We start from the raw sequence: 24401 nt of genomic DNA, 5'->3' as shown, positions 1-24401 counted from the left end.
CTTTCGCTATGAGACAGGGAATTCATTCCCTGGCGGACTCGCGGACAAACGAAAGAACCCCATACCAAATAAAAAACCCGGTTTTTCCACAAAACCGGGTTTCTGGGATGACAGAAAACTAAACTAATTTTACTTAGTTTCTTTCTTCGTCTTTGTCGCAGTCGCCGCCTTCTTAGTAGTAGTGGTTTTCTTCGCCGCCGTTTCCGACTTCGCCGCCGTAGTCTTCTTCGCAGTAGTTGTTTTCTTCGCAGCAGTTTCCGACTTCGCCGCAGTTGTCTTCGTTGACTTCTTCGACTTGCTAGATTTTCCGCCGCCCGCTGCTTCCTTCGCTGCTAACAAATCCAGTGCTTTTTGTAAGGTGAAATTCTCCACTGATTCATCCTTAGACAAAGACGCATTGATATCCCCGTGTTTGACGTAGGGCCCATAACGGCCGTCGTAAACATTGAGCATTTCTCCCGATTCTGGATGCGCGCCCAATTCCTTCAAAGGTGTGGCTGTTTTGCTGCTACCGCGAACGGCTTTTGGTTGCGCTAATAGTTCCAATGCCCGATCGAGCGTTATAGTCAAAACATCATCAGGAACCTTGATCGATCGATAATCCTTACCAACCTTACCCTGGTCATGCACCACATAAGGCCCGTACATCCCCAAAGCAGCCTGCACCTTCGCCCCCGTATCCGGGTGAGTACCCAACAAGCGCGGCAGAGTCAGCAAGCTCACAGCCATCTCTAACGTCACGCTATCCTTGTCCGTCCCCTTCGGCAAAGAACTCCGCTTCGGTTTCTTGTTAGTTTCAGTGATTTCTCCTAACTGAACATAGGGCCCATAACTGCCAATCAACACAAAAATCGGTTCCCCAGTTTCTGGGTGGAGACCTAATTGTTCCGGGCCTTCAGTCTTTTGCTTTAACAGAAACTCGACTTGTTCCGGGTCTAAATCCGCCGGAGTCAAATCTTGAGGAATCGATGCTTTCACCGGCCCCTCTTCCCTGTCAGCTTCCAGGTAAGCGCCGTATTTACCGATGCAAACTTTAGCAGAAATATTCTCCAATACCACAGTTCGAGCAACTTTGGCATCGATTTGACTTTCCTGTTCTTTGACTTGGGTTTGAAGTCCAGTTTCCCCTCGATAAAACTTGTCCAAATATGGCAGCCATTTAGCTTCGCCGGTGGCAATTTCATCCAGGGTTTGTTCCATTCGGGAAGTAAAACCGGTGTCTACTAAATCGGGAAAATGCGTTTCCAATAAAGTTGTGACGGCGAAAGCGGTGAATGTGGGAATTAGGGCGTTGGTAATTAATTTGGCGTAACCTCGATCGACTATAGTGCCGATAATACTCGCATAGGTACTCGGACGACCCACCCCCTCGCTTTCCAACATTTTAACGAGTGAAGCTTCAGTAAAACGGGCGGGAGGTTGAGTTTCGTGACCAACGGCTTCCAAGTCTTTGCAATTAGGTTTATCGCCCACTTTCAGCGCCGGCAAAATCACCTCTTGGTCTTCCAAAGCCGCATCCGGGTCATCGGAACCTTCCACGTAGGCCCGCAAAAAGCCGGGAAAATCGATGCGTTTCCCGCTGGAACGGAAACCGGCATCTTCCACCAAAGTCAGTAGCGTGACGTGAGTTTGGCGCGCATCGGCCATTTGAGAAGCCACAGTCCGTTTCCAAATTAAATCGTAGAGGCGGAAGTCAATGCCATCTAGCCCGGTTTGCTGCGGAGTCCGAAAAGTGCTACCAGCAGGACGAATAGCTTCGTGGGCTTCCTGGGCACCTTTGCTTTTGGTCGTGTATTTGCGCGGTTGGGGGCTGAGGTATTCGCTACCGTAAAGTTCTTGGACGCAACTGCGGGCGGCCGTAATCGCCTGTTCGGACAAATGCACCGAATCCGTCCGCATATAGGTGATAAAACCGCGTTCGTAGAGACTTTGGGCAATTCGCATGGTTTCCCGCGCCCCCAGCCTCAGCTTGCGGTTAGCTTCCTGCTGCAAAGTCGAGGTCGTAAACGGCGGCGAAGGTTTGCGGGTGACTGGCCGTTCTTCTAGGTTCGTGACAGTCCAAGGTTTGTTTTGAATACGCGAGAGTAAAGCCCGCGCCTGTTCTTCATTCAGCAAAAGTACACGGCGGCCTGCGATAATCCCGCCAGTATTTTCATCGAAATCGCTACCGTTGGCAACTTTTACATTGCCGACTGTCACCAGTTTTGCTTCAAATGCACCAGCCTGTCCTTTGGCGGGAGGTTTGGGAGGGGTCAAAGTCGCTTTCAAATCCCAGTAGCTACCTTGGCGGAAGGCGCGGCGTTCCCGTTCGCGGCATACCAACAGGCGCACGGCGACGGACTGGACTCGGCCGGCGGACAAGCCCCAAGCGATTTTTTTCCACAGTAGCGGAGAAAGGGTGTAACCGACGAGTCTGTCTAGAATCCGCCGAGTTTCTTGGGCTTGTACGACTCGATTGTCGATGTCGCGACAGTGAGTCAAAGCGTCGCGGATGGCTTCGCGGGTGATTTCGTGGAACACCATCCGCTTGATGGGCACTTTGGGTTTGAGGATTTGCAGCAAATGCCAGGAAATGCTTTCGCCTTCGCGGTCTTCGTCAGTGGCTAGAATCAGTTCTGTGGCGTCTTTGAGGGCGTCTTTGAGTTCTTTGACAATTTTCTTTTTATCTTTGGGGATGACGTAGAGGGGTTCAAAGTCAGCCTCCACGTTTACGCCGAGTTGCGCCCATTTTTCTCCTTTAACGGCTTCTGGTATTTCTTCGGCGGAGGATGGGAGGTCGCGCACATGGCCCATTGATGCCTCTACACGGTAGGTGGAGGGCAGGAAGTTGCGAATGGTACGGGCTTTTGTGGGAGATTCGACGATGACTAAGGTTGACATGGCATCTTTTATTATATATGGATGGCGACGCAGAAGCGAGTGTTTAACTAATACGAGTGGGAAGTCCCGCACTCTATCCATTTACAGGATGAGTGACGGGATGAAAACGAGCAGCAAACAAATTGAGCGATAGCGAATCCATGATAGGATAGAACTAAGCGGGGATGATAAGAGTAGCCGTGGTGGGCGAACTTTCCGTTGTATAAAGGCTAGACACCACCTATCAGTTTCTTATTGGTAGCCCCAATATCCCGCTCAGCCGTAAAAGAGCTGATGGATGGGTGAAAAAATCAACAATTCTACTCCTTGGGACACAGGGAGTCTGCCTCGAAGATCAGTAATGATCTTGCTAGTTAGTACGACCTTCGGGTGAGTAAAACCTACGGAGGGAGGATAAGACCAGCTTAGAGAGGGCTGCGAACAAGGCTCTCCCGTTGAAAGAGGAAGCCCGCACTCTATTTGTTTACAAAATGAGTGTCGGGTATGTCACAGAGTGTATGTCAGATGTCAAGGCTTATGGGGAAATTGAGGGCTTATTTTCAAACTACCTTAATTTGTAAGTTATTGCCGATCGCCTTAAAGATGACAAGAAATTAGGAGATTGCAATGCCCATAAGTGTCAACTTAAGCTGTCAACCCGCAAAATCTGTTAGTGGACTCGCCAGTCCGACAGGGGTTAAAACCCCTGTCTAATAGCGAAAGTCCTCTCAAAGAGGACTGAAGAACTCATGAGTCCTCTTGAGAGGACTTTCGCTTTGAGGCAGGGGTTTCAACCCTTGCCGGACTATGGGTTGTACCTTAAGTTGACACTCCTTGGGCACGTGCAGTCTCCTAACTATCGTGTCTCTACAGGATGCACTGGATGCTGAGACTGCTGGATACGGGCTGATAGTTCCTGAAAATCCACGGGCACACCACCCCTACAGCTATTTCCACTCCCCTTGTAGCGTAAAAGCAGCCCAATAATAGGGTGACTTCCATTTTTCCTGCTGCATCATTTCCATCTGCGCCGCCCTTAAAGCAGCCGCCGGCGCTAACTTTTGTTGGAGCATTTTCTGATAAAACTTTTGCATTAATACCGAAGTTCCTTCATCATCCACATTCCACAAACTCACCGCCATCCGCTGAGCACCCGCATACATAAAACCCCTAGTTAATCCCACCATTCCTTCACCTTTAATATTCTGTCCCAGTCCCGATTGGCAAGCACTTAAAACCACTAAATTTGCTGACAGTTTCAAGTTGAAGATATCATTAAGTCGCAAAAAGCCATTTACAGGATTTCCCTTGTCGTCAACCATCGACATCAGAATTCCTGACAGTTCGGGATTTTGGCTGTTGGCAATGCCGTGGGTGGCAAAGTGAACTATTTTATAATTGGCTAAACTGCCATCTATAGCGGTAGTCCGAGTGGCTGAAAAATCAATTTTCTCACTGTTAGAAGCTGAAGGCACTAAACTTAATATTATTTGGGATTCTTGGCGGGTAAAGGGTAGGCGACTGGGCGGCCAGCCCAGATTGGAAGCACGGAGCGATCGATTTAATCCGAGGTTATTTGATTCTAACTTTTCCGTGGTTTCTTTGGTAAGCTTTCCTTTGATTCTTTCATCGTCTGGACTGAAAACTGGATCGGCTAAAATGGCTAAAGTGCGATCGGGTAGTTTTCGATCTCCGTAATTTTGTCGGAGAATTCCGAGAGTTGAAGCGGAAGGCAGGATAATAATTTCATGTTTGGTAATTAAGGGAATATTGGGATTTTGTCCGGCTGTTTGGGAAATATTTAAAGCTGGAAAAGGGGTATAGTGTAGAACACCATCGGGAACGATTAATAAGCGTTTTTCTCCTAATTGGGCTGCGGCGGGTTGTAAAATTAATTGACTGAGATTTGCACTCGCTTCGGCAACTTTTTGGGGAACATTTCGCAAACGTGGGTTGGTAACGGTGTCTCGGAAATTCTTGGCTGCTGTTTCAATGTCAGCGCGTTTTGGCAATTCATAGCTAGTTAGTCCTGTTGAGGTCACAACCCACAAATAACTGCGGTCTTTGCCGATCGCATATTGCAATAAAATAGTGTTTTCATCCAAAACTTTCTTTTGGATTTCTGAGAGTGTTAAAGGTTGGGGTTGGGTGAGGGCGGCATAGCGGGGACTGGCGCTACGAATTTGGGTTTGAATTTGCTGGTATTGTTGTAGAAGTGCGAGGCGCTGTTTGTCGATTTCATTGATTTTGGCTGGATTGGGATTAAGGTTGCTGAGTTCTTGAATGCGCTGTTTTTCAATGGCATCGAGTTGCTGTTTGGCGCGATTTTCTTGTTGTAATAAATCGGGGGAAATGCCTTCGCGAATGTTGGCGTTTGCTTCTTGAAGAAGTTCGAGGAGGCTGCGGGCGCGAGAACGTTCGCTGGCTTCTAAGGCTTTTGTATCGTAACCGGATTTAGGATTAGTTTTGTGCAGTTGCATTAACAGGTCGATGTAGAATTCGTAGTAGTTTTGTACTGTGGCAAAGTATGAGCTGCGGAGTTCTGGGCTGGCTATTTTGGTGCGGAGGTTTTCGATGATTTTGAGAGATGCTTCGATGTCGTTGAGGGCTTCGGTAAGATTTCCGCGATCGCGTTTGACAAAAGCTACGTTGTAAAGGGTGAGAGCTTCTCCGCTGCGATCGCCTACTGCCCGACGCAGGAGAAGCGACTGACTGTAATATTCTAGCGCTTTCTGTTTTTCTCCCAATTCTGCGTAGACACTGCCGATGTTGTCGAGGGTGGCAGCTTCCTCACGGCGATCGCCTGTTGCCCGAAACAGGGGAAGCGACTGGCTGTAATACTCTAGCGCTTTCTGTTTTTCTCCCAAATCTGAGTAGACACTGCCGATGTTGTTGAGGGTGACAGCTTCCCCACGGCGATCGCCTGTTGCCCGAAACAGGGGAAGCGACTGGCTGTAATACTCTAGCGCTTTCTGTTGTTCTCCCAAATCTGAGTAGACACTGCCGATGTTGCCGAGGGTGGCAGCTTCCCCACGGCGATTGCCTGTTGCGCGAAACATGGGAAGCGACTGGCTGTAATACTCTAGCGCTTTCTGTTTTTCTCCCAATTGAGAGTAGACACTGCCGATGTTGTTGAGGGTGACAGCTTCCCCAGAGTGATTGCCTACTGCCCGAGATAGGGGAAGGGACTGGCTGTAATACTCTAGCGCTTTCTGTTTTTCTCCCAATTGAGAGTAGACATTGCCGATGTTGCTGAGGGTGACAGCTTCCCCACGGCGATCGCCTGTTGCCCGAAACAGGGGAAGCGACTGGCTGTAATACTCTAGCGCTTTCTGTTTTTCTCCCAATTCTGAGTAGACAACGCCGATGCTGTTGAGGGTGCCAGCTTCCCCACGGCGATCGCCTGTTGCCCGAAACAGGGGAAGCGACTGGCTGTAATACTCTAGCGCTTTCTGTTTTTCTCCCAATTCTGAGTAGACAACGCCGATGCTGGTGAGGGTGGTAGCTTCAATACGGCGATCGACTACTGCCCGACTCAGGGGAAGCGACTGGCTGTAATACTCTAGCGCTTTCTGTTTTTCTCCCAATTCTGAGTAGACTTGGCCGATGTTGTTGAGGTTAACAGCTTCCCCAGAGCGATCGCTCGCAGCCCGAAATAGGTGAAGGGACTGGCTGTAATACTCTCTTGCTTTGAGTTTTTCTCCCAAATCTGAGTAGGCTTTGCCGATGCCCATCAGGGCGATCGCTTCCCCGTGACTATCACGCGCTTCCCGATACAGTTTTAATGCTTCTTCAAACAGGACGATCGCACCTCTTAAACCTTCCGCCGTTCCTTGCTTATAGAGTTGTAGTCCTTCCTTTAATGCTTTTTCACCAGCCTCGCTACTATTAGTTTGTGCCGTTTCTACAACTTTACCAATCGGCACGGCTGCTGCAACCGGCTGACTTAACTGAAGCGAAAGTGCGATCGACATACCAGCCAAAACTAATTTAGTGCGATCGAGCATAGCCTGTCCTTTGGTATTTTCTTCAATCTTACTCATTAGCCCGCTTAGAGTCAAGGTGGGGAGAGTTGAGGGCGATCGGTATTTTGAATTTAAGTTCAAATCTTCCCGTCCTGCTACCCGCATAGAAAGACAATTATATGAATAATCAAGAATCAGAAATTGAATTGCAATTGCGATCGCGCATCACGGAAACAGTCTCGATTCAAATCCCAACAGATACTTTAGAATCACTTAAAAAAATAGCGGCAAATCGAGATATCTCTGTAGAAGCACTGCTGAAGTTTTATATAGGGCAAGGCCTGCGGGCAGACTTAACTAAAGCCTTTTCAGAACGCCTGCTGGATACAACTGCTCAAGTTCTGGCCAGACACCTTGATTCGGAAGCAGAAATATCAACCATTATCCGAGAAATTAAAGCTGAAACGGCGCGTTAATCAATTATGCCCGATCGATAAATCAGGAAAATCTACTGCTCTTGAACCCGAACCAATTGGCTTTTTTTGCTCGTCCCCAGGCTCTGCCTCCTGTTTGCGCGTGCGATCGACGAGGCAGAGCCTCTAGACATTGGTTCCCAGCCAGAGCCAGGGAACCAGTTGAACAGGTAAAGCCCCTCCGCAAGATATCGCCACAAACACGCCCCAAACTGGGAGCGCGAGGCTGTAATCGGCTACAATCCAGTTTAGTCAAGAATTTTTAACAGTTCACTGCCCAATTACAGGCTTCCCTAGCCTGTATTACCCAACTTGTCTGAAAATATGGATTTTGCTACTCTTGCCGCCCAGCTAAATGCTGGAACTATATTGCCAGAGGGAATCATCATTGTCACCCTCTTGGTTGTGCTCGTGGGCGATTTAATCGTAGGCCGCAGTTCCTCTGGTTGGACTCCCTACGTGGCGGTTGCCGGTTTGCTGGCGGCCGTCGGTGCCTTGTGTTTGCAAGCGGACAACACTAATACTATCTCGTTTCTCGGCGGTTTTAATAGCGATGCCTTGAGTTTAGTATTTCGCGGAATTATTGCTTTGGCTGCGGCTGTCACTATTTTGATATCCGTTCGCTATGTATTGCAAACTGGTACTGCTTTAGCGGAATTTATCGGCATTTTGCTCAGCGCTACTTTGGGGGGAATGTTCCTTTCCGGTGCTGATGAATTGGTGATGATTTTTATTTCGTTGGAAACTCTGAGTATCTCGTCTTATTTGCTGACAGGTTACACAAAACGCGACCCGCGTTCCAATGAAGCGGCTTTGAAATATTTGTTAATTGGTGCGTCTTCTTCGGCGGTGTTTCTCTACGGGCTTTCGCTGCTGTACGGATTGTCTGGTGGCGAAACTACCTTAAGTGCGATCGCCTCTCATCTTTCTACTGTTAATGAGGGTCAATCTCTGGGTTTGGTAATTGCGTTGGTATTTGCGATCGCCGGAATTGCCTTCAAAATCTCTGCGGTTCCCTTCCACCAATGGACACCAGACGTTTATGAAGGTTCGCCAACACCCGTTGTGGCATTCCTTTCAGTCGGTTCCAAAGCAGCCGGTTTCGCTCTAGCCATCCGCTTGTTAACTACGGTTTTCCCCGTACTTATCGAACAGTGGCACTTCGTATTCACAGCCCTAGCAATTCTCAGCATGGTGTTGGGAAATGTGGTTGCTCTTGCTCAGACTAGCATGAAGCGGCTTTTGGCTTATTCGTCGATCGCCCAAGCCGGTTTTGTCATGATTGGTTTAGTTGCAGGAACCGAAGCGGGTTATTCCAGCATGATATTTTATCTGTTGGTTTACCTGTTTATGAATTTAGGCGCTTTCGCCTGCATCATTCTGTTCTCATTGCGGACTGGAACCGACCAAATTAGCGACTACTCCGGTTTGTATCAAAAAGACCCGCTGTTAACTTTGGCCTTGAGTATTTGTTTGCTTTCCCTCGGTGGAATTCCGCCACTAGCTGGATTTTTCGGCAAAATCTATCTATTCTGGGCTGGCTGGCAAGCTGGACTTTATGGCTTAGTTATCTTGGCATTAGTTACCAGCGTAATTTCGATTTACTACTACATCCGCGTCGTCAAGATGATGGTGGTGAAAGAGCCTCAAGAGATGTCAGATGTTGTCAAAAATTATCCGGAAATTCGCTGGAATCTTCAAGGAATGCGGCCTTTGCAAGTCACCGTTGTACTGACTTTGGTGGCGACAACTTTGGCGGGTATCCTGTCGAATCCTTTGTTTAATATGGCTAATGATGCTGTTGCTAACACTCCCATGTTGCAGTCGGCATTGAGTCAGGTACAGCCTGTGGTAGCTGCTGCAAAAATCGAATCTAACTTGTTGTCTCGCCGGAATTAAGTTTACCTGGTTTTGAGAGATGGGAAAGCGCCTGACTTTTTGAAGTTGGGCGTTTTTTTTGTGGGTGCGATCGGCGGTTTCAACCGGCCGAAAGTCAAACCAAGTCTGCCTTCGCAGACTAAGAGATAAAGCAATATTTAAGCTGGATTTGATATCATAGGTCTAATACTTGCTCTGCTGTCAATGCTAATTCTGGGAAAGTTCGGGATATAATGCGATCGCTCCCTCGGTAAGCACTCATTTGATAAACCCCATTTTCATCGAGCAGGTAAACAAAAACAGTCGGCTCTTTCGGGTTGCCCAAATAGTTTCTGCTACCCAACGCTAAATAATCCACAATCCAATATTCAGTAATTCCCAGACGCTGATATTCATCCAGTTTGTCGATATAATCATCTTCCCAATTTGTCGAGACAACTTCTACCACTAATTGTGGAGGTTCAGTTAGAGCTGAATAAGCGAATGGCTGAGATTTCCAGATGGTTTTATCTACTACAGTAACATCGGGGTGGCGGCCTTGTTCTTTACCATTCGGGGTTAACGTTCTCAGCATAAATCTGCCAGATACCCTGTAATTTAGAGGGACGCGATCGACTTCTCTATCAAATTGTTTAATGAGAAAATCGGCAACATCCTCATGTAGTCTTATTGGTAATATTTTCACAATCTCTCCATTTACCAGTTCATAACGGCCTTCATCGGGAAGTTGCTTGATAAATTGTTCAAAACTGAGCATCTGCTTAGGTTCGGTACGAGTTGCGGTCATGGTTGGCTCTCATTTAGCTAGATATTTCGGACTATTCTGCAACCATTTTAACATACTGTTTTAATACAGGTGGAATCGTGAGAATAGTTTCAAATTTAATAAGATTAGCAATTGTTTTCCGTATTGTTAAGAATTGAATTGCTTTCACTAATTTGACTTTTATTACTGTTTCATCCATTGTTTCCAATCTGGTGGCACAGTTATTAACTTAATATGACAGCAGTTACGCAGACACACTACAGATAGTGTGTCAATAACATAGTCTCCTTGCAACTCCTCTTTTAGCCGAAGTGAAAAATCTCCAACACCTGTTCCAATTTCCAGTGTAAACCCTGACACGCGCCCTCCCCAGCAATCGGTTACTGGAGCTCGATCGCTTTTACAGCAGATTGCAGGTTTATGAGATACAGTAGCAACAGTAACCAGTAGTTAGCGTAAAGCTTTTAAGAATCCCTCTCAGAACTCAATAGCAGGCAATAGAGCGATTGCTCTGTTACCTGCTTGTCGAGCAGATCGGGAAGCAAGTGTGCGTGAAGTTTGCGCTAATGGTACGCAGATTAACACAGATGCAACTTAGTGTAGAGGTGAAAATGTTAGTACAAAGTAAGCAAAAAATTTATACTTTAGATGAGTACCGGGAGTTAGAGGAAACTGCTGAGTTTAGAAATGAATATCGCGATGGAGAAATTGTACAAATGGCTGGTGGTACGATCGATCGTAGTCAAATTATAGGTAATATCCATGCCTTCTTGAAATATGCTTTGCGAGGTAAAAGTGCCAGACCATTTAGTGATTTGCGGTTGTGGATTCCTCGGTATCGACGCGGAACTTACCCGGATGTTATGGTAATTGCAGGAGATCCTATTTTTAATGATGGACGCAAGGATGAAATACTCAATCCTATGCTGATTGTGGAAGTGCTTTCTAAGTCTACCAAGGATTTCGATAAAGAGGACAAGTTTCGGTTTTATCGATCGATTCCTGAATTTCGCGAGTATGTATTAGTCAATCAATCTGAGTTTTTAGTGACACAATATATTAAAACTGAATCTAATGATTGGTTGTTTCGGGAATATGAGGGAGAATCGGCAATAGTTTCCTTTGCTTCGGTGGAAGTGCAAATGTCGATGAGCGATATTTATGAGTTGGTTGTATTTGAAACGCAGGAGAGTGATTAAATTATCTTTTTTAACCGCAGATGTAGGCAGATTAACGCAGATAAGAGTTTGTACAGAGGTAAAAATGTTAGTACAAAGTAAGCAAAAGTTTTATACTTTAGATGAGTACCGGGAGTTAGAGGAAACTGCTGAGTTTAGAAATGAATACCGCGATGGAGAAATTGTACAAATGACAGGTGGTACTATTAATCACAGCCGAATTATCCGAAATTTGAGTAGAATTTTGGGAAATTTGCTTGAGGAGAATTCCTATGAGCTTTTTCACAATGATTTGCGGTTGTGGATTCCTCGGTATCGACGCGGAACTTACCCGGATGTTATGGTAATTGCAGGAGATCCTATTTTTAATGATGGACGCAAGGATGAAATACTCAATCCTATGCTGATTGTGGAAGTGCTTTCTAAGTCTACCAAGGATTTCGATAAAGAGGACAAGTTTCGGTTTTATCGATCGATTCCTGAATTCCGTGAATATGTATTAGTCAATCAATCTGAGTTTTTAGTGACACAATATATTAAAACTGAATCGAATGATTGGTTGTTTCGGGAATATGAGGGAGAATCAGCAACAGTTTCTTTTGCTTCGGTGGAAGTGCAAATGTCGATGAGCGAGATTTATGCAAAAGTGGTATTTGAAACCCAGGAAACAGAAGTACAAGCATAAACTAGATTACGGTAAAATAGAGTATGACCGACAAAATGGATAATTATCGGATGGTGGAAACTCTGACAGAAAGCCAGGTTTCCGATTTGATGGAATTATACAAAAACGAATTCTGGTGTGACAAACGCACCCGCGAGGATGTGGTGAAAATGCTCGCCGCTACTGATGTTATCATAGGTTTTGTCGATGAGGGCGATCGGCTAATTGCTTTTACCCGCGTCATCACCGATTTTGTGTACATAGGAACGGTTTTTGATGTCATAGTCCACCCGACGCACCGAAAGATGGGACTGGGTGTGAAGTTGATGGATGCAGTGGTAAATCATCCTAAATTGCAAGCTGTTGAAAGATTAGGACTTTACTGTTTGCCGAAGATGATACCCTTTTATGAACGGTGGGGTTTCAGTGATGATGTGGGCGGAGTTAAGTTTTTGCGGCGAACAACTGGCTAAACTCAGGTTGTTGAAAGCCCCAATTTTTCTCGAATTGCGTCTTCTTTGAAACCTACTAAAACCGCTGTTCCGTCTTTAACAAAAAGAGGACGTTTTAGCAGCATCGCATCCTTAGCAAACGCCTCAATCCACTCTTTGTTTGTCCAATTGTTCCGAACTTCGCCCAAAGCACGGTAAGATTGACCGGAAGTGTTTCGCATGGGTTGAAACCCCAAGGAATTTACCCATTTTTCAATCATTGCGCGAGTGGGTGGATTTTCTTTGGTGTTAATAAATTCATAGGTAACTGCATTATCTTCCAGCCATTTGAAGGCTTTTTTGCAGGTTCCACAGTTGGGGATTCCGTAAACTTGAATTGACATCATATTTGGGAATTGGGAATTGGGCATTGGGCATTGGGCATTGGAATTAACACAAATAACTAATAACTAATAACCCTTCGACTACGCTCAGGGCACCGCAAATAACCAATAACTAATAACTAATAACTAATGACTAATAACTAATGACTAATAACTAATGACTAATAACTACTGACTAATTTAGCATCTTGAATCCATTTTTGCACGCGATCGACTGAAGGAGTCAAATCGTTCCGCTGCATTGTGGCTACGTGCAGCCTCAATATTTGTTGGTGCAATCTCCCCACGGGCATTTGAGCTAGTTGAGCTGGAGAAGCAACGCCTGCGTGGAGTAACAGCCCGCAATACTCACACCCTACACTGGGAATTCGAGCCAAATTTGCCATCGCTACCCATTTGTTAATGTATCGAATATCAATGTGCAACTGATGCGCTAGCGATACCTTCGCCGTTGGTGTTTTAGTCTGGCGAATTAGTTGGGCGGTGGTGCTAATTCCGCATCCTGCTAGTTGAGACTGGTCTTCATTGCTTAATCCGGGCAAATTTGCGATCGGCCAATCCGGCGCTTCCCTAGAACTATAATTGGTTTTATGATAATTTTTCATGGTTTTTTTAAGGATTTTAGTTATATTTTAAAGTATAAATATAAAACAGTCAATAGAGCCGATCGCCATGAATATTTTCCCTGATTACGAATTGTTAACAATTGCTTTGCGTCAGCGAAGAGAAAAACTGGCGAGTTTAATTGATTTTCCCACAATTCTCTGGTCTGGTCGCAGTATTTCTCGTAATTATCCGGCTCTGAAGTTCCCTTTTCGTGCCAGCAGTCACTTTCTCTATTTTGCGGGTTTACCTTTAGAAAATGCGGCGATTCGTTTAGAATCTGGCAAGTTAGAACTGTTCATGGATGACGCACTTCCTAGCAGCACCCTGTGGCATGGAGAAATGCCGAAAAGAGCGGAAATTGCGGCACTAATGGGGGCTGATGCTGATTTTCCCATGGCCCAGTTGAAATCGCGATCCTCTTCGAGGGCTCCGCTAACGGCTGATGCAGCAACTATACCAGTTCAGGATAGTTTGATTTTGTGGCAACAGTCACAAATTCTCGATCGCCCTTTGACACCATCTCAATCACCCGCAGGCATTGACCTAGAACTAACCAAGGCAATTATATCACTTCGTCTCACCCAAGATGCCGCAAGTTTGGCAGAATTACGAGCAGCGGCTGCTGTCACCGTGGCAGCCCACAAAGCCGGAATGGCCGCCACTCCCACAGCTCACATCGAAGCTGGTGTTCGTGCTGCAATGGAAAGTGCGATCGCATCGCAAAATATGACCACTGCTTATCCAAGTATTGTCACCCTACACGGAGAAGTGCTGCACAGCGAACATTATCACAATTCGCTACAAACAGGAGATTTACTATTAGCAGATGTGGGTGCCGAAACAGCAATGGGATGGGCAGCAGATGTGACTCGCACTTGGCCTGTTTCGGGAAAATTTTCTCCTACTCAGCGCGCCATTTATGATGTGGTTTTGGCAGCCCACGATGCTTGTATTGAGAAGATTAGTCCTGGTGTTGAATACCAAGATATTCATCTGTTAGCTGCTCAGACGATGGCGGCTGGATTGGTTGATTTGGGTATTTTGCAAGGTGATGTTGAAGATTTGGTAGCTAGGGATGCTCACGCGCTATTTTTTGTGCATGGCATCGGACATTTAATTGGGTTAGATGTTCATGATATGGAAGATTTAGGCGATTTGGCTGGCTATGAAACAGGGAGAGTTAGAAGCAGTCGTTTTGGTTTGGGATTCCTGCGGTTAAATCGAGTTTTACAGGAGGGAATGCTGGTATCCATCGAACCTGGATTTTATCAGGTTCCGGCTATTTTGCACAACCCCGAAACTCGGACAAAATATAAAGATTCTGTAAAGTGGGACGAGTTAGAAAAATTTTCAGATGTTCGTGGAATTAGGATTGAAAATGATATACTCGTAACAGACAGGGGGAGAGAAGTTTTGACTGCAAAATTGCCTACTCAGGCTTCAGAAATTGAAAATTTAGTTACGGTAAATGCGTAAGTATATCTCAAAATAGAGGTTTACTTGTGCAGTTAAATTGGGTGTGAAACAAGATAAATATGAACAAAGCTTGGAAGGTAGATTTTTTAATGCTGGTGGAAAGGCTGGTAGCACAAGTGCAAAAAATCGCAGCAGCGACAGTTGCGAGCATTTTTCGGAAATCTGTATCCGCACCGCCACCCATGCAAGCTGCAATCTTCCCTAGCAATGAAGAAGAAAGGCTACAAGCACTTCACAGTTATAATATTCTCGATACAGATGCAGAAGGAGCTTTTGATGATTTAACAGCTTTGGCATCCCACATTTGTGGTACTCCCATTGCTTTAGTTAGTTTAGTTGATGCTAATAGGCAATGGTTTAAATCAAGAGTTGGTTTAGAAGCAACAGAAACTCCTAGAGAGTTGGCGTTTTGCGCTCATGCTATTTTAAAGCCAAATGAATTGCTAGTTGTACCCGATGCTACAGAAGATGAACGTTTTGCTGGGAATCCTTTAGTCACTTCTAATCCAAATATTCGATTTTATGCTGGTACTCCTTTAGTAACTGCTGATGGTTTTCCGATTGGGACTTTGTGTGCGATCGATACAGTCCCTCGGCATCTGAACCCGGAACAATTAGAAGCGCTCAGGGTTTTAGGAAGACAAGTAATCAGTCAAATGGAGTTGCGGATTAATTTAGTTAAGTTAAATCGCTCCATCAAAAGGCAAAAACAAGTAGAAGCAAAACTGCGCGCTTCTGATGAGCAAATCGTGAATTTCTTAGAAGGAATGAGCGATGCTTTTTTTGCTTTAGACCCCCATTGGCGATTTACGTATGTCAATTACAAAGCTGCCAATTTTTTGGAGCGCCAACCGGAAGAAATTTTTGGTAAAAATATCTGGGAAGAGTTTCCAGATTTGTTTAGTTCAGTATTTTACAAAGAGTTTCAAGAAGCTGTATCTAAACAAGTGGGAATGAGTTTTGAAAAATATTATCGTCATTTAAAAGTTTGGTTGGAAGTTAGGGTTTTTCCTTCCCATGACGGCATTTCTGTATTTTTTCATGACATCACCAAACGTAAGCGGATTGAATCGGCTCTCAGGAAAGAACAGAAAAAAACTAATGGTTTATTGCTAAATATTTTACCAGAGGCGATCGCTGACAGATTGAAGTCCCAACCGGGGGTGATTGCTGACAAGTTTGAACACACCACTGTCCTGTTTGCTGATTTGGTGAATTTTACTCAAATTTCTACCACGATGTCGGCGACTAAATTGGTGTACTTGCTCAATGAAATTTTCTCAACTTTCGACAAATTAACAGAAAAGCACGGTTTAGAAAAAATTAAGACGATCGGGGATGCTTATATGGTAGCGGCTGGTATTCCCATTCAACGGACAGATCACGCAGAGGCGATCGCCGAAATGGCCATGGATATGCTAGTAGCAATTAAAGAATTAAATGTGAAGCTAGAAGCGAAATTTGACCTCCGCATTGGGATTAATAGCGGCCCGGTGGTAGCGGGAGTCATTGGTACTAAAAAATTTATTTACGATTTGTGGGGAAATGCTGTAAATACAGCCAGCCGTATGGAATCTCACGGCCTACCAGGTCGGATTCAAGTTAGCATCTATAGTTACGAATTACTCCAGGAAAAATATGAATTTGAAGAACGGGGCTCGATCGAGATTAAAGGCAAGGGGGAAATGCAGACTTATCTCCTGAAGGGAAGGAAAACCTCAAGTGATGATCCAAATAAGATTATGCTATAGAGAGAGATATCCGATCCCTAATGGGCCCGGTACTCACCTATATAAATATTAAGTTGAAGTCCTTGGAGCCTTTAAGATGGTTCAATTTCATATTCAAACAGATAGTGACATTCCAGCCTCCACGCAACTGTTCAATCAAATCAGGTTTGCGATCGCCTCGCGACAATTTCCGCCTGGACACCGCTTACCCAGTACCAGACAACTAGCCATGCAGACGGGTTTGCACCGCAACACCATCAGCAAAGTTTACCGACAGCTAGAGCAAACTGGACTGGTGGAAGCTCAAGCCGGATCGGGGATTTACGTGCGGGCTCAAGGCCACGAAGGTGGCAGTAAACTCAAATCTCCCATCCTGGATGAATATCCTCTGGCAAACAAGATAGTGCAAGAAAGTCTGGATCAACTGCTGGGACAGGGCTGTACCCTCAACCAAGCCAGGGAATTATTTTTGGCCGAAATTGACTGGCGGCTCCGGTGCAGCGCGCGGGTGGTCGTCACAGCCCCCGCAGAAGACATCGGCGTAGGAGAGTTGATGGCGAAAGAACTCGAACAAGCTCTGCGTATCCCCATACAGTTGGTGGCGATGGAAGATTTGGGTACTTTTTTGGATCAAATCTCTTCGGGAACTGTCATCACTAGCCGCTATTTTATCGGAGAAGCTGAGTCGATCGCCGCACCTCGTTCTGTGCGAGTTATTCCCGTAGACATTTACGATTATGTTCAGGAGATCAAGTTAGTGGGGGGTTTGCCGAAAGACAGTTATTTGGGTTTGGTCAGTCTCAGCCCTGGTATGCTGCGATCGACTGAAGTAATCATTCACAGTTTCCGGGGAGAGGATTTGCTGGTGATGACGGCGCTGCTGTCAGACACCTACAAAATTAACTCCATCGTGCGATCGGCCAGAACAATCTTTTGCGACCAACCAAGTTTTGCTACAGTAAAAGCTGCGATTAACGCCGCCAGAGAAGATATTATTCGTCCGCCCCAACTGGTATGCTGCGAAAATTACATCGGTTCTAAGTCGATTAATTTGCTCAAGCGCGAGTTGGGGTTAGGATAAGTCAGTTGACACGAAAAGCAGTTAAAGTTGTTATTTGTTGTTCTAATAACGAATAACCCATAACCCATCACCCATGAATATTGAAATGCAGCCTTCAATTAATGTCAAAACAGCCATCGAAAGCCGCCGGGCTGCCCGCAGTTTCAGACCCGATCTAATTCCACCAGAAATTCTCAAAGAGATTTTACGCTTGGGAGTGCGATCGCCTTCGGGTTACAACTTACAGCCTTGGCGGTTCATCATACTCCAAGACCAAACAAGTAAGGAAAAATTGAAAGCCTGTGCTTTCGATCAGCGCCAAGTTGTAGAAGCCCCCATTGTATTAATTTGCTGTGGCGATCGGCGCGCTTCTCAACCCGAAAACATTGAAGCCGTCATTGAATTGGGTAAAGCCGTGGGTGGGGTAAATGATACTTTAGCCGATTATATACGCGGCGCAATCCCGCAATTGTTCGAGTCTCATCCTAGTTTTGACTCCTTAGAAGCTTGGACAAATCGCCAAACAATGTTAGCTGTAGCTCATTTAATGATTGCAGCCAAAAGTTTTGGGGTGGACAGTTGTCCCATGGAAGGTTTTGTAGCCTCCAAGGTGAAAGAAGCCTTTAACATTCCCGAAGCAGTAGATGTTTGTTGTTTGCTTCCCCTTGGCTATGCACAAGAACCTTTCAAAAAATACGGCGGACGTTTTAATTTGGATCGAGTTTATTACAGCGAAAGTTATGGAGAATCTTTACGATTTAAAGTTTGAGATTTGAGATTTTACACTTTCCATAAAAGTGCGTTGCAGCCCAATTAATAGGACTTACAAATTTCAACATAATGCTGTCATTCACAAAGGTTGCCAAACATCTCAAATTATGGCAGAACAGGTTATACTGCGTAAGTTCTATTTAACACAGACAACCTACTTATCGAAAATTTCAAATATCAAATCGAAAATTGTTAGTGTGGTGAGAACGTAAGGAACAATTAATATGAAAGTAGCAGCGCGACAAAGCAGAGCGGAAATTCTAGAAGTAGATTTACATAAACATTTACAAGCAGCCGGATTTAAAAATTTACCACTTTATCTAAGCTGCGATTTTCAAGAAGCATCTTTAACAGTAGTTGGAGAACATCCGCGCAGTTTGGTTCTCAAAGCTAAACAAACTTTTGCGGTGCTAGAAGCAGCAATTCTGGAATTGCAACCCCAATCTATTCAACAGATTGGACTTTGCCTGAAAATTACCGGGCAAAAACAGCCCTATGCGTTTCATTCTTTTACCATGAATCACCCTGTTTTGTCAAGGACAAAAACAGTGGAAATACCGCAAAAAGCCGCAGCAATACCCGCAGATTCAACGGAAAGTGCGATCGTACTTAAAGTACCGGAGACGCAGCAGACAACGGAGACAACTCAGGTACCGGATGTAGCTGCTGAGTCGCCCTCGGAAACAGAGGATGGAAACCCATGGTTAGAGGAAACTTTTCCCGATGTGTGGGAGACTCCCAGCCATGAGGAACCGATCGCCTTTAAAGTCTCAGCAATACCGACAGATGGCGAGCTAAATCCCTTCGATCCGCTGGATTTAGAACCTGTCACCGTTACCAAAAAACCCAAGCATTCACCGTTTGTGAGCTTAGCTGTAGTAGCTATTTCTAGTGTGGCGATCGTAGTTTTGGGAGGTGTTTATTACCTGCTGAGTCGCCCTTGCGTTATCGGCGAGTGTACCCCATTGGCTGATGCTCAACAGTTAAGCGATAATTCAGCGAGGACGCTCAAAACTTCAAAAGTTGACAATACTCCCGAAGCAGCGCAAGAACAGTTAAAACAGGCGATCGCCCTTTTAGAACCTATTCCATTTTGGTCAATTCATCACGGCAAAGCTGAAGAGGAACTTGACAGATACCGCAGGCAAAGTCAGAATTTAAACTTGGCAGTAGATGCCGCGAGACTGGCAGTATCCGCCGCAGAAATAACCGAAAATCCGCCCCATAGCGCACAGAATTGGCAAGAATCCCAGTCTCTGTGGCAAAGTGCGATCGCCAAACTCAAAGAAATTCCCCAAAACAGCACAGCTTATCCCTTTGCTCAACAAAAATTAAAGGAATATCGCCAAAAACTAGCAAAGGGAAATAGACAGTTAACCACAGAAAAAAAAGCCGAAAACCAACTGCTAGATGCCAAAAAGACAGCCCAAATAGCAGAAGCCCGCGCCATAGTAGCTCAGCAAGCAGAAAGTTGGGAGAAAGTGCAAGCAAATTGGCAAAAATCCCTCGACAAGCTATCAGACATTTCCACCAATACGGAATCTTACGAACAAGCGAAATCCCTGATTCCTCAATACGAAACCAAACTATCAGAAGCTAGCGAGCGAAAACAAGTCGAAGCAATGGCAGAAGATGCCTATACTCAAGCAGTAACAATAGCTGCTCAAGCGAGAATTTTTGAGGAGCGAAATGCTTGGTTTCAAGCATCAGAACACTGGCGACGAGCCTTGAGTTACGCCGCCAAAGTTCCTCCCACAACTTCTTATTACTTGAAAACCCAACCACTGATGCCTTCCTATAGAACTTATTTGCACGAAGCAGAAGTTAAGTTGCAGGAAGAAAGGACTTTACAAAAAGCCCGCACTGATTTAGATAAAACTTGCAAGGGGAATCCCAAGATTTGCGACTATACTGTTAGCAAAGATTTGATTGCGGTGCAGATGACTCCCGATTACGTGCAGAAACTGCAACAAATTTTCATTCAAGCCGACTATAACAATGCTACCAAGACTCGTCAAGCTGTAGAAAAGCACGTTCAAACTCTGCAACTGGCTTTGGAGGCGATCGGTGATAACGCCAATATTCCCATGCAAGTGTACAATGCCGAAGGCAAGCGCATTGGCACTCACGGCAAGTAGTTGGGATTGGAACAGATTTTAGCGTGGGTTGGCGGAGGCGATGAAGTAAATATTTAACCGCGACTAATCCACCAACCGCCACGCAAAGTCAAAATATGCGATCGCAAATCCTGTCAATAACCTTGTAAAAGGATGTTAGCAATCAAATGCTCCAAAAGGTCAAACTTCATAACTTCAAAAGTCATAAAGATACAGAACTAAATTTTGATGATTCACGCCTCCACGCACTCGTAGGACAAAATAGTTCTGGTAAAACATCAGTATTGCAAGCATTGCATTATCTCAGTCAGCTTACTAATTCATCATTTGCAAATATTTTTCAGAATGAAAGAGCGCCTCAATTTCTTACAACAATTGGGCAAAATAATATGTCTGTTACGGTAAGTGGTTTTTTGGGATACAAATCTCGGACTGATTGGGAAGCTTCCTATAACTGGACACAAAGCGTTAACCCTCCTTGGTTTCCGAGAGCATCATGGAAAGTCGATGGAGAGCCAGGAAATGTGCAAGGATGGTCAAGTTCGCTGAGCGATGCTAAATATCCAATTCCTGAATCTTTGAGATATTCAGTTCATCTGAAGCTAGTAGCTACTAATCTTGCTAAAGCAGCTTACAGCGATGCAATTACGCCGCGAGTTGAGTTCGATGGTTCAGGCTTAGCACCTACCTTAGACTATCTTCGTGACGAAGCTCCAGATAAGTTTCAATCTTTACAAGAAATGTTGAAACGGATTGTACCAGGTGTACGCGAAGTAGGCATAAGACGAGCCAAGGTTATGGTAAATCGCCAACGCTTAATCGAAGTCGATGGCAAATCTATCTCCTACGAAGAAAGTCAGGAAATTGCAGGGCAAGAAGTTGTCCTAGACATGAATACTGGTAAGCGTATACCAGCCCATTCCATTAGCGAAGGAACAATGCTTGCTCTCGGATTACTGACTGTTTTGATGAATCCCCGTCAACCTAATTTAGTCTTACTAGATGATGTTGAACAGGGACTCCACCCCAAAGCACAACGAGAATTAATCGCTGTTTTCAAAGAAATTATTCAACAAAACAACAACCTGCAAATTATTTTTTCCACCCATTCTCCTTACATTGTCGATGAACTTACTCCGTCTCAAGTTCATGTATTAAGTAACAATAACTCCGGTGTGACTCGTTGCAAAAGATTAGATGAACATCCTGATGTAGAATGGGCAAAACAAACTTTAACCACCGGAGAATTCTGGGATGCGGAGGGAGAAGATTGGGTGGTTTCAGGAGAAATCAATGATTGAGTTTGTGGTGATTGTCGAAAGTAGTGCAGACGCACGAACCGCTACTAAATTAGCCGATCGCGTTTTAGTAGATAAAATTGATTGGTTAGAGCCCGATCTGCTGCAATATCATTTTCTATGGAGTGGTTTAGAAGCTGGTACAGAGAATTCTTGTTGGAAAAATATTGATGATATAACTAAACGTCTTTCAGATAAATTTAAGTTCCCCACCATCAGATCGAATGGAAAATTTAAAAGTGATGGTCAATCAGCTAATAAAATTATCAAGTTAATCAGCTTTCTACAATACAAACAAAAGAGAGATATTAAAGCCGTTATTTTGATGCGTGATTTAGACAATCAACCTCAGCGAAGAGAACATATCGAGCAAGTACGTTTAGAGAACATTGATCGACAACCTAAATTAGCAATTATTATTGGTACACCCGACAGAATGCGGGAAGCGTGGGTTTTGAATGGGTTTGTGCCATCTAATCAAGAGGAAGCACAAATCCTTAAAGAGATAACGACAGAATTGACGTTTAATCCTTGCGAAGAATCTCACAGACTACGCTCTAACTCATTGACAGAACCCGATCGCATTAGAAACCCTAAAATAGTTGTCGAAAAGCTTACAGGTGGCAAGATGGAACGGGAACAACAGTGCTGGGAAGACACGGAGCTGGAAATTCTGCGAAAAAAAGGTGTTCAGACAGGGTTAACAGCCTATCTTGATGAAATCGAAGAACGATTAATTCCAATCATTGAATCTGCTGAATAAAAGTGGAACCTAAACACCTTACAGCTATAAGTAGCGCATAAAACCACTTTTTGAATAAGCCCTGTTCATTCAAAACTAATCAGTATCCCCAGGAATCTCATCCGCAATCAATCCAGCCTGAAAAACCTGTTGCGCCGTCAAATTCAACCCTGGAAAAGTTGGCGACTCAATCCGATCGTCTCCCCGAAATTGACTAATTTCATACTCGCCATCAACCAACCGATAAATCGAAATAGTCGGTTGCTTAGGATTCCCGATAAACCTGCGGCCGCCCAAACCGAGATAATCCACAATCCAGTATTCAAGAATCCCGATTAGTTCGTATTCACCTACTTTTTTGATGTAGTCATCTTGCCAATTCGTGCTCACGACTTCAACAACCAGCGGAATTGATGCCCCTTGAGTCACAGTGGAGAATTTTTTCCACAGAGGTTCTGATGCTAAATTCGGACGATTTAAGATCGGAATATCGGGCGAATAAGCTGATTCGTTTTCTGGGGGCTTAACTAATGCTTGTTTGGGGATGAAGTAGGGAAGTTTTACTTTTCTAAACTCAGCGGTTAACTCTGAGGCTAAAAAACCGATAACTTCTTCATGGTCTCCTAATGGCTGTGACATTTCAACAATCTCTCCATTGTGCAGTTCATAGCGTCCGTTTTCTGGCTTCCATTCCGCAAATTCTTCAAAACTTAGTGTTTTAGTTGCTATTTGAATCATGGTTATTCTCCTTAGTGGTGATTAGGGCGGGCTAGAAACACACCCCACAATATAACTCATATCAAATCTGGTAGCATCGGAATTGATATTACTCACAGCCAGGAGACGGCAATGCCCATTGGTGTCAACTTAAGGCTGAAACCCTTGAGAAATCTCGTTTTTATGCCAAGTCTAGATCCCCCTAAATCCCCCTTAAGAAGGGGGACTTTGAGTAACTTCTTGTCCCCCCCTTCTTAAGGGGGGTTAGGGGGGATCTAAGTTTAATGGTCAAACAGCCATCTTTGACTGGGTTTGAGCTTAAGTTGACACCAATGGGCAATGCCGTGTCCCTACAATTAATCATAGTAGGGAAACGGCACGTGCAGTCTCCTCATTCCCAATTCCCCATGCCCAATGCCCAATGCCCAATTCCCAATTCCCCATGCCCAATTCCCATGCCCAATTCCCAATTACCATTTAATCAATTGTGCATCTTGATTAAAAAACCTGCGATACAATCCCTCAGTCAATAGCAAGGTTGCGATTAAAGTTGCCAGCGCTAACACAAACATAATCAAAATCTGGTAAGATGCTGCATCCAGAGGGGCAACACCACTGAGCATTTGACCTGTCATCATACCGGGCAAAGTCACAATTCCCACAACCGTCATTGTATTTAAAGTGGGGATTAATCCAGCTTTAATAGCATCTTTGCGATACTGCTTGACTGCTTGCTGGGGGGTGGCTCCTAAACTCAGATGGGTTTCTATTTCTAACTGACTACCATTAATTGTACTCACGAGTCTTTCACCGGCGATCGCCCCCGAATTCATGGCATTTCCTAATATCATCCCCGCTAAAGGAATCAGGTATTGTGGTTCGTACCAAGGCTCAGGTTGTAGAATTAGCAAATTTGTATAGGCCAAAGTCAAGGCTGTGCCGATCAAAATTGAACCCGAAACTAAAGGTAGTAAATTTTTGATTTTTTTGCTGATGCGGTTGGTGGCGACTACGCTAGCTGTTGTCACCATGATTGCTAAGACTGCTAAAACCAGCCAAGGATTTTTAGCATTGGGGTCAAATACGACTGCCAGCACGTAGCCGACTAAAATTAACTGGATCAGGGTGCGCCCCGCGGCGATCGCGATCGACCCGGACATTCCCAATTCCTGCCAAGCCGAAAGCCCGATCGCGATCGCCACCATGCCCAAAGCCCAACCCAAATCCGTAAAATCTAGCAAAATTAACACAGGAACTCCGTTTCGA

General features: G+C 44.9%; 19 protein-coding genes. 12 read left to right on the top strand and 7 right to left on the bottom strand.

From position 1 onward, the window contains the following. Nucleotides 1-129 precede the first annotated feature (129 nt). Both topA and ACBR23_RS05260 read right to left on the bottom strand, forming a co-directional pair. Complete coding sequence (topA, locus tag ACBR23_RS05265; protein ID WP_371119120.1) at nucleotides 130-2880, bottom strand: type I DNA topoisomerase; 2751 nt, start codon at nucleotides 2878-2880, stop codon at nucleotides 130-132. A gap of 926 nt (nucleotides 2881-3806) precedes the next feature. Continuing rightward, a complete protein-coding gene (locus tag ACBR23_RS05260; RefSeq protein WP_371119121.1) occupies nucleotides 3807-6902 on the bottom strand; it encodes a tetratricopeptide repeat protein in 3096 nt (1031 codons plus the stop codon). A 101-nt stretch (nucleotides 6903-7003) separates the two neighbouring features. Here ACBR23_RS05260 and ACBR23_RS05255 point away from each other — a divergent pair, with 101 nt between their 5' ends. Continuing rightward, nucleotides 7004-7300 carry a hypothetical protein gene (locus ACBR23_RS05255; RefSeq protein ID WP_371114964.1) on the top strand — a complete coding sequence of 99 codons (297 nt, stop codon included), beginning with the start codon at nucleotides 7004-7006 and terminating at the stop codon, nucleotides 7298-7300. 321 nt (nucleotides 7301-7621) lie between these two features. Further along, complete coding sequence (locus ACBR23_RS05250) at nucleotides 7622-9196, top strand: NAD(P)H-quinone oxidoreductase subunit N (RefSeq protein WP_371114965.1); 1575 nt, start codon at nucleotides 7622-7624, stop codon at nucleotides 9194-9196. 154 nt (nucleotides 9197-9350) lie between these two features. On the opposite strand, the gene ACBR23_RS05245 is transcribed toward ACBR23_RS05250, so the two are convergent. Beyond that, complete coding sequence (locus tag ACBR23_RS05245; RefSeq protein WP_371114966.1) at nucleotides 9351-9962, bottom strand: Uma2 family endonuclease; 612 nt, start codon at nucleotides 9960-9962, stop codon at nucleotides 9351-9353. A gap of 545 nt (nucleotides 9963-10507) precedes the next feature. On the opposite strand from ACBR23_RS05245, the gene ACBR23_RS05240 reads away from it, so the two are divergent. From ACBR23_RS05240 to ACBR23_RS05230, 3 genes are all read left to right on the top strand, one after another. After that, a complete protein-coding gene (locus ACBR23_RS05240) occupies nucleotides 10508-11140 on the top strand; it encodes a Uma2 family endonuclease (RefSeq protein ID WP_371125633.1) in 633 nt (210 codons plus the stop codon). Nucleotides 11141-11204: 64 nt separating this feature from the next. Continuing rightward, nucleotides 11205-11804 (top strand): Uma2 family endonuclease, encoded by a 600-nt coding sequence (locus ACBR23_RS05235; RefSeq protein WP_371119123.1) that lies wholly within the window; start codon nucleotides 11205-11207, stop codon nucleotides 11802-11804. 23 nt (nucleotides 11805-11827) lie between these two features. Next, entirely contained in the window at nucleotides 11828-12256 is a 429-nt protein-coding gene (locus ACBR23_RS05230; protein ID WP_371119124.1) for a GNAT family N-acetyltransferase, read from the top strand. A gap of 2 nt (nucleotides 12257-12258) precedes the next feature. Here ACBR23_RS05230 and ACBR23_RS05225 read toward each other — a convergent pair whose 3' ends face one another. Further along, nucleotides 12259-12621, bottom strand: coding sequence for a Spx/MgsR family RNA polymerase-binding regulatory protein (locus tag ACBR23_RS05225; RefSeq protein WP_371119125.1), 363 nt, complete (start codon nucleotides 12619-12621; stop codon nucleotides 12259-12261). A 158-nt stretch (nucleotides 12622-12779) separates the two neighbouring features. Further along, the gene (locus ACBR23_RS05220; RefSeq protein WP_371119126.1) at nucleotides 12780-13223 is read right to left on the bottom strand and encodes a DUF4332 domain-containing protein; all 444 of its coding nucleotides are present in this window, start codon (nucleotides 13221-13223) and stop codon (nucleotides 12780-12782) included. Between the two features lie 67 nt (nucleotides 13224-13290). Here ACBR23_RS05220 and ACBR23_RS05215 point away from each other — a divergent pair, with 67 nt between their 5' ends. The 7 genes from ACBR23_RS05215 (at nucleotide 13291) to ACBR23_RS05185 (ending at nucleotide 22439) form a co-directional block, all read left to right on the top strand. Continuing rightward, a complete protein-coding gene (locus ACBR23_RS05215; protein ID WP_371114972.1) occupies nucleotides 13291-14700 on the top strand; it encodes an aminopeptidase P family protein in 1410 nt (469 codons plus the stop codon). Nucleotides 14701-14759: 59 nt separating this feature from the next. Beyond that, nucleotides 14760-16451, top strand: a complete 1692-nt coding sequence (locus ACBR23_RS05210; protein ID WP_371119127.1) for an adenylate/guanylate cyclase domain-containing protein — start codon at nucleotides 14760-14762, stop codon at nucleotides 16449-16451. Between the two features lie 76 nt (nucleotides 16452-16527). After that, on the top strand, nucleotides 16528-17511 hold the full coding sequence (locus tag ACBR23_RS05205) for a GntR family transcriptional regulator (RefSeq protein WP_371114974.1): 984 nt from the start codon (nucleotides 16528-16530) through the stop codon (nucleotides 17509-17511). 85 nt (nucleotides 17512-17596) lie between these two features. After that, entirely contained in the window at nucleotides 17597-18259 is a 663-nt protein-coding gene (locus ACBR23_RS05200) for a nitroreductase family protein (protein WP_341735952.1), read from the top strand. A 226-nt stretch (nucleotides 18260-18485) separates the two neighbouring features. After that, nucleotides 18486-20399 carry a hypothetical protein gene (locus tag ACBR23_RS05195; RefSeq protein ID WP_341735953.1) on the top strand — a complete coding sequence of 638 codons (1914 nt, stop codon included), beginning with the start codon at nucleotides 18486-18488 and terminating at the stop codon, nucleotides 20397-20399. A gap of 146 nt (nucleotides 20400-20545) precedes the next feature. Beyond that, nucleotides 20546-21679, top strand: coding sequence for an AAA family ATPase (locus ACBR23_RS05190; protein WP_371119129.1), 1134 nt, complete (start codon nucleotides 20546-20548; stop codon nucleotides 21677-21679). Next, nucleotides 21672-22439: a hypothetical protein gene (locus ACBR23_RS05185; RefSeq protein WP_371119130.1), complete on the top strand. Its 768-nt coding sequence runs from the start codon at nucleotides 21672-21674 to the stop codon at nucleotides 22437-22439. Before ACBR23_RS05190 ends, ACBR23_RS05185 begins: the two co-directional genes overlap by 8 nt. A 75-nt stretch (nucleotides 22440-22514) precedes the next feature. On the opposite strand, the gene ACBR23_RS05180 is transcribed toward ACBR23_RS05185, so the two are convergent. After that, nucleotides 22515-23156, bottom strand: coding sequence for a Uma2 family endonuclease (locus tag ACBR23_RS05180; protein WP_371119131.1), 642 nt, complete (start codon nucleotides 23154-23156; stop codon nucleotides 22515-22517). 449 nt (nucleotides 23157-23605) lie between these two features. Next, on the bottom strand, nucleotides 23606-24385 hold the full coding sequence (fetB, locus tag ACBR23_RS05175) for an iron export ABC transporter permease subunit FetB (protein ID WP_371114988.1): 780 nt from the start codon (nucleotides 24383-24385) through the stop codon (nucleotides 23606-23608). Between the last annotated feature and the right edge of the window lie 16 nt (nucleotides 24386-24401).

Origin of the sequence: Microcoleus sp. (genome assembly GCF_041354475.1) — a bacterium.
GTDB lineage: Bacteria > Cyanobacteriota > Cyanobacteriia > Cyanobacteriales > Microcoleaceae > Microcoleus.
This window is presented reverse-complemented; position numbering and strand designations above follow the sequence as displayed.